The sequence below is a fragment of the Microcystis sp. T1-4 genome (assembly GCF_000297435.1).
Classification (GTDB): Bacteria; Cyanobacteriota; Cyanobacteriia; order Cyanobacteriales; family Microcystaceae; genus Microcystis.
The window spans coordinates 20,624-27,107 of record NZ_CAIP01000045.1; the positions used below are offsets into that span (position 1 = coordinate 20,624).

A 6,484-nucleotide genomic window follows, 5' to 3' on the forward strand; every position below is an offset into this window, starting at 1 on the left:
TGATGAAATTCTATGGCATCCACTGGGGACGAATTCCCGCTAGAGGTAATTCAATTAAATCAGATTTACTTGCTTTTACTCCATCTTGTAGGGGAGGAATTAACATCCACAAACGACCACCGATAATTGTTTCTCCTGAATCGGTAGTTAGGGGATTAGTCGTATTAGTATCATAACTGGTGAGAAGTTGATCAAAAATAATTGCTAAACTATCGGGAGATAAACTAATGTGAATATCACGATAATCGGCTAATTCCAGTAGGGGAGTCACTTGACCGGTCTTCACATCTATTTTAGCAAAATAGGGTTTTTCTTTGTACTCTTGACTGTTAGTAACTAACTCAGTTAACAAACAATATAAATCACTACCAGTGGCATTAAATTGACAATCTATAATCGAACCTTGTAGATTGAGTAAGCGTTTTTGTAATCCTTGATTATTGACATAAAAAAGCGATCGAATATAACGCATTTTGGCATTATCAGTATTAAAATTAACCATTGCTGCGGCCGTACCATCAGCAGAAAAATTCAAAATTCGCCCAAATTTTGGTAAAAAATCTAGGGGTTTTGTTTCGGTTTTTAAAGGCAAAAGGGCGATTCCTTCCCCCTGGGTGACAGCCAAAGTTTTACTATCAGGTGCAATCAAAAATTCCCCGCCTTGGATGTTTAATTGTTGGGGTTTTTCTTCAGATTTAACTGCCCATAAATCGAAGTTAATCGGATTGCGGCGCTCAATTCTCTGCACGACAATGGTTTTCCCATCTTTAGCTAAATCAAAATGATTATTTTGATAATCTTTATTGTCTAGCACTAACTCAATTTTTGCTGGCGATTGACTGCTATCAACTTGATAAAGCTGCAGTTCACGAATTCCCTCTATCCCCTGATTTTTCGCCACGGCCGAAAAGAGAATTTTTTTACCATCAGGGTAAAATTCAAAAGCCATAACGGTCAAATTTGCAGGGGTTAAGAGGGTTTTTTTCTCCTCGGTCAAGTTATAAAAAATTAATCTTCCCTGTTCTTCCCCATTAGTGCCAATATAGGCAAAAGCACGATCCCGACTTTTAAATTCTCTCTCAAAAATTGCCAGGGTTTGTCCTAATCGATTACCGCTGGGAAATTGTTCCCGCGCACCCTCAATTTGCAGATGATATTTTTCTCCGTAGGGAATGGGAGAAGTAAGGGTATAAGCTAATCGTCTTCCGGCCCAACTAAACTTACCCGGCAGCGCAGGATCGATCACGAGATTTTTTTCTACACTAGCATGATCCATGGGGCGATCAAAAGTGATAATAAATGCTTGATCTTCCGCGCCAATTTCTCGATTTTCCCAGCTAAATTCCTTGACCCTTGGACCAGTTTGTAAAAGACATTGATTACCACAGCTATTACCTAACCAAATTAAGCCACCAATTACTAAGGTTAGGGATACAATTAATGTTATCGCTAATTTATCAATCGGTTGTAGTTGTAAGGTTTTCAGCATTATAGTAGATAGTTAAGCTGTTAAGTATTTAAATTGCTTGTTGAGATGAGGCGCTCTTGCCTTCCGAAGCTGATAACTGATAACTGATAACTGATCACTGATAACTGGTCACTGATAACTATTAATATCCGTAGGGATCCGCAGGAGTGGGTATAGGTTTCACGGATTTGGCCTTAATTACTAATTGTCTTCTGGTGGTTGATTTTCCCACCTCTACGGGTAAGGATTCCGTGGTCATTTCTCCGGTGATTTCTAACCAAGTATCATTGGGATATTGACTGCGACTTCCTGATAGTTTCACTGGTAAACCAACGGGATAAGCATCCACGGCACAACAGGTAAGAATAAAGCGACTAATTAATAAATAATTATCGGGTAGTTGTGGTAATTGTACCACAAAACCTGTGACTTTTACCGGTTGTCCTGTGTAGGCATCAGGTTCGGGGTAAGCATTCAAAGTTCTTACCCATTCAATTAAACTTTTTTCCTCTGGTTTAACGGTAGTGCCAAAGGATTGAGTTTGCACGCGAGTTAGGGGTAAAGATTCACTAATTCCCCTCTGTAATGCGATTTGACTACTGAGGGGCTGCGGGGCGATAAATAGGCCTAAAATGGCAGTTATTACTAATAAACCTGAGCCAAAATGTTGGGGAAGAATGGTAATATGCGATCGATTATCGTTACTATCTAAATTAGTCTTTTTTTGCCACTGCTTTAATAATGTCCAAAGCTTGACTATTCCCAGGACAAATAAAGCAATACTGGTGATGAGAACCAGAAAAAAATAATTAGGATGGATCAGTAAATTTAACTGTCCAGTTATCCAGTATTTAAATAGTAATGAACCCCAACCGATGAGGGCAATAATATCGATAAATTGCGGGACGATTATTTTTAGACGTGATGAATTCATGGGAAAAACTATCAAGGAACTGACCTAAAATAAATAACTGTGAGCTAAGGTGAGTAAAAAAGTCATTTGCGCTGCTAAAGCAAAGAGATAAATTAACATTCTCGGTTTAAAAATAGACAACATTAAACCAATCCCTTTCAGGTCAATCATCGGACCGAACACTAGAAAAGCCAGTAGGGAACTACTGGTAAAACTAGAGGCAAAGGAGAGAGCAAAAAAAGAATCAACCGTGGAACAAATCGAAACAATTACCGCTAACAGCATCATGGCCAAGATCGAAGTAATCGGATCCTGACCCAAATTAAGAACAAATTCCCGGGGAACAAACACCTGTAAACTGGCCGCTATAGCACTTCCTAAGATTAACACTCCTCCTAATTCGCGTAATTCCATCACCACGTTTTCCAGAAAAGTTAACCAGCGCCTTTTCATCGGGATTGCTTGCACTGCTGGTAGGACAGCAGTAGCGGCAAAACTTTCATCTAAGCGCAAAGTTTTGCCAGAATTACCGATCAGAAAAGAACCAGATTGTAGTAGTAGTGGGATAGATTCTTTTTCCGGTGTTTCCGGTTGCCAATTGAGGCTTTTTGCCAAAGAGGTTTGGAGGAGTGGTCGGGGATCTTTTTGGATACTAAAGATAATCCCGATAACCGTAGCGATGAACAAAGAAAAGATAACTCGATAGAAAACAATTTCCGGTTGATCGCGAAAAGCTACCCAAGTGGACCAGATAACAATCGGGTTAATTGTCGGCGCTGCTAAGAGAAAACTAACCGCTACTGCATTCGGCATTCCTTGCACAAGTAAACGTCGCGCCACGGGTACATTGCCACACTCGCAGACGGGGAACAAAAACCCAATACATCCCCCCACAAATGCTCCTAAAACAGCATTTCGAGGCATCAAGGCAACTAGGCGACGTTCATCGACAAATATTAAAAGAATACTAGAGAGAATCACCCCTAGCAGCAAGAAAGGCATCGCTTCCACCAACAGGCTCAGGAATAGGGTAAAGGCATTTTGTAGTTGACTCATCTATCCTCGCCTTGGGAATTGGGGGTTTAGGGGTAAAGACTTAGGAACCCCTGAAAAAGGTTCATCTATCAGTTATCAGTGACCAGTTATCAGTTATCAGTGACCAGTTATCCGTTATCCGTTATCCGTTACAGCCTTTCTCGTCAAGATGAAGTATAACTCAATTTGGTATTGACGACCAGCGACCGGCTCCCCAAAAGGAAAACTTCGTACCTCACCATTAAGATAACTGTTAGAGCAGATTTGAGTTTTCAGTCCACTGATTACTGTTTACTGATCACTGAACTAGAGGACTCGATTAAGCTTGCCGCTTTGATAACCTTCTAGATCGAGGGTGACATAGATAAAGCCTAATTTTTGCAGATCAGCGACTAATTCGCTTAAATTTGTCCGATTAATAAAGTCGGGAATTTCTGCTACTGGTAATTCAATCCGTGCCGTATCGCCGCTCGATCGCACCCGTAATTGACGATAACCTAATTTTCGCAGATAAATCTCCGCCCGTCCGACTCTTTGCAATTTCTCCAGGCTAATTTCCTCCCCGTAGGGAAAACGGGAACTTAAACAGGGTTGCGCTGGTTTATCCCACCAAGGTAAATTTAAGTAACGAGATAGTTGACGAACTTCGCTTTTTGTGATAGCAATTTCCGCCAAAGGTGAACGAGCGCCGCGCTCCCTAGCGGCTTGGATCCCGGGACGATAATCCCTTAAATCATCAGCATTAACGCCATCAATGACGTAGGAATAACCACGAGCGAGAGCGAGGGGTTTAAGGGTGTCGTGTAGCTCACTTTTGCAGAAATAACAGCGATTAACGGGATTACTGGTGTAATTGGGGTTATTCATTTCCTCGGTTTCCACCAATTCATGCGGAATACCGATATAATCGGCCTGAGCGATCGCTTCTTCCAATTCTTCCGGCAGTAGGGAGGGGGAAACCGCCGTAATTGCCAATGCTTGACTCCCTAGCAGATCATAGGCCACTTTTGCCACTAGGGTGCTATCCACGCCCCCAGAATAGGCAATCAGAGCTTTTTCGCTGGTTTTTAAGAGGTTTTGTAATTGTCCGAGTTTATCGAGTAATTGACTGTCCATGGCGGCGATTTTGGCAACTGGTTTAGGGAGACCGTTTTTTATTATATGCCGTGCCGTAATTAATCAGGGCTACCCCTCGATTTATGCTGCCATAATTTTGTCAATAATTGGGCTGTCTTTGGCAATTTTTACTAGAAAATAATCTCGCTATTCTAAGGATAGGCATTTAAAATGTATCTTAGCTTATTGCTGATCCCATTATTTTAGTAAGTATTTAGTCATAAACTTCACTTCTATGACCTACTCTAACAATAATAATTATCCTACTCTCTCGATCAAATTCATAAATAACCCGATAATCTACTACTCTTAATTTGTAAAACCCTGACCATTCTCTCGTAAGAGGTAGGGGAGTTATCTGTTCAAAGTTGATAGCTAACCATTTAATTTTATTAAGAATCCTCAGTCTGATAAAATCTGTGATCAAATCTAAATCAGTTATCGACTCTGGTTCAAAAGTAACAGAATAGCTCATTTAAGGTTCTATCCCATATCTTTTATCCACCTCAGCTGCAGGAATAGTCGCTCTTCCTTGTAGTCTTTTTTGTTGGATTTCTAATAACTTTTCTTTAAAAGATTCTTTAACTTGTTTTCCCTCATCTGGATCACCAAAGTATTCATCTAGAGTATCATCTACTGTATTACGGATTAAACTTTGTAACTCTTGGGGAGTCATGTCTTTTATCTGCATATTTGCCCCTATTCAGAAAAGATAATTGACCTATCACTCCCGATTATATCAAGATATCGGGGCAAACCCTCTGTAGTTGCCCCTGCCAAGGATAATTTATCCCCGACGACGAAGGGAAGCGGCACCCAACGCACCAACAGCCATTAAACTCACTATACCACTAGGTTCCGGGGTTGAAACCGTTGGAGTAGGAGTAATATCCCCATTAAGAGCCACAAACCCACCACCGGTAACATTAGCGGAGTTTTCACCAATGAACCAGACACCAGCTCCAGAAGCATTCAGTCCATAGAGACGGAACTGCACTGGTCCGGTTTGGGGTGCTAAACTGCTTAGGTCAAAGCTGTAGGTATTATAGCTAGTTGTTAGGCTAACTTGTGTCCCTAAATTATTGGTGAACCCATCAACACTAGAGCGCAAGACCAAATCTAGCCGCGTTTCATCATGCCGCGCATTGAGTTGTAAGTTAGTAAAATCGACTTGAAAACCTGCACCAGGTTGTACGGCAAATTCGACGTATTGGCTGGTATTAACAGTGCTAGTTGTATTCCAAGAGTTGACAGACGCACTACCCAACCTGAAATCTGACTGATGACGCCGAAATATCCCGGCGGTGTTTAACCCAGTGCTGGTTATATTCGCACCTACAGTATCCGCCGCTTTGGGATAGGTCGCGGTATCGGTATTAAATTGATTCCAACCAGCTACTATTGCCGCTTGAGCAGGAGTAACCCCAGCCAACCCCATCAGAGTCAAGGGGGTTAAAATTGTCAGTAATTTTTTCATGGATTTGATGGCCATAATAGGACGGAAATATGGTTATATTTAACGCTAGTTTTGCGCCAATATCATACAACAGCTATCACAAGGGGGGGGGAAGTCAAGGGTTATTTAATCATAATTTTTTATTGATTTTTATGTTTAAGATAGTTTTGGGATATATAAATATTTTTGACTGGTTGCCGGGTTATAGCTGGCAACGCAGATAAGCGAGGTTCTACCTCTACTTAGTTTCTTTGACCGAAATGATCACCTTCGCTCCTAGGTTCCCCCGCAATAAATTGACCTGGTGCATCTTACATTTGCAGGAATACCGACAATCAGCAATTATACTAAATCCGTTGAGTATAGGCTACTTATAAAGGAGAGAACCTCATGCAAAAGGGGGAATAAATAATCAGTTTTTAATAACCAGATTTAGTATTAGCTTGTTGGCGAATTTTATCTTTAATATAGTCGGGAATAGGGCTAGGATTCGGGA

The 6,484-nt window shown here is 41.1% G+C and carries 7 protein-coding genes; all 7 read right to left on the reverse strand.

Going from position 1 to position 6,484, the window contains the following annotated elements:
• Positions 1 to 10: 10 nt before the first annotated feature.
• The 7 genes from MICAI_RS02615 to MICAI_RS02645 all read right to left on the reverse strand — a co-directional run bounded on the left by MICAI_RS02615 (position 11) and on the right by MICAI_RS02645 (position 6,009).
• Entirely contained in the window at positions 11 to 1,489 is a 1,479-nt protein-coding gene (locus MICAI_RS02615; RefSeq protein ID WP_008197387.1) for a hypothetical protein, read from the reverse strand.
• A 121-nt stretch (positions 1,490 to 1,610) separates the two neighbouring features.
• A complete protein-coding gene (locus MICAI_RS02620) occupies positions 1,611 to 2,402 on the reverse strand; it encodes a TIGR03943 family putative permease subunit (RefSeq protein ID WP_008197390.1) in 792 nt (263 codons plus the stop codon).
• 24 nt (positions 2,403 to 2,426) lie between these two features.
• Complete coding sequence (locus tag MICAI_RS02625; RefSeq protein WP_008197391.1) at positions 2,427 to 3,437, reverse strand: permease; 1,011 nt, start codon at positions 3,435 to 3,437, stop codon at positions 2,427 to 2,429.
• 285 nt (positions 3,438 to 3,722) lie between these two features.
• Positions 3,723 to 4,532: an ATP-dependent sacrificial sulfur transferase LarE gene (larE, locus tag MICAI_RS02630; protein WP_008197392.1), complete on the reverse strand. Its 810-nt coding sequence runs from the start codon at positions 4,530 to 4,532 to the stop codon at positions 3,723 to 3,725.
• Positions 4,533 to 4,746: 214 nt separating this feature from the next.
• The gene (locus MICAI_RS02635; protein ID WP_008197393.1) at positions 4,747 to 5,007 is read right to left on the reverse strand and encodes a type II toxin-antitoxin system RelE family toxin; all 261 of its coding nucleotides are present in this window, start codon (positions 5,005 to 5,007) and stop codon (positions 4,747 to 4,749) included.
• A complete protein-coding gene (locus MICAI_RS02640) occupies positions 5,008 to 5,223 on the reverse strand; it encodes a hypothetical protein (protein WP_002760368.1) in 216 nt (71 codons plus the stop codon).
• A 96-nt stretch (positions 5,224 to 5,319) separates the two neighbouring features.
• Positions 5,320 to 6,009: a PEP-CTERM sorting domain-containing protein gene (locus MICAI_RS02645; protein WP_039899506.1), complete on the reverse strand. Its 690-nt coding sequence runs from the start codon at positions 6,007 to 6,009 to the stop codon at positions 5,320 to 5,322.
• Positions 6,010 to 6,484 lie beyond the last annotated feature (475 nt).